Source organism: Pseudomonas sp. SIMBA_041 (genome assembly GCF_046535095.1).
Lineage (GTDB): Bacteria > Pseudomonadota > Gammaproteobacteria > Pseudomonadales > Pseudomonadaceae > Aquipseudomonas > Aquipseudomonas mucoides.
On the sequence record NZ_JAWRXJ010000540.1, the window covers coordinates 1 to 258 of the forward strand.

Annotated in this window: 1 protein-coding gene; it reads left to right on the forward strand. The window is 44.2% G+C overall.

Annotated elements, in window-relative coordinates; translation table 11 throughout:
* Positions 1–85 precede the first annotated feature (85 nt).
* On the forward strand, positions 86–258 hold a 173-nt coding region (locus tag SB725_RS32270), incomplete at its 3' end, for a CoA-transferase (RefSeq protein WP_410923569.1).

A 258-nucleotide genomic window follows, 5' to 3' on the forward strand; every position in this document is an offset into this window, starting at 1 on the left:
GTCCAGCCTGCTAGCACTAGTACTGAACTTTCTGATACTGCAGCGTAATTACCGCTAAATACTGCCAATTATTAGGAGCGTCATCATGAGCCATACCTCTTACACCGTTTTGACCCGTGACCAAATAGCCGAACGAGCTGCACAAGACATTCCAGATGGAGCCTATGTCAACTTAGGCATCGGATTACCGACCAAAATCGCACAGTACTTATCTAATGATAAAGACGTGTTTTTGCATTCAGAAAACGGCTTATTAGC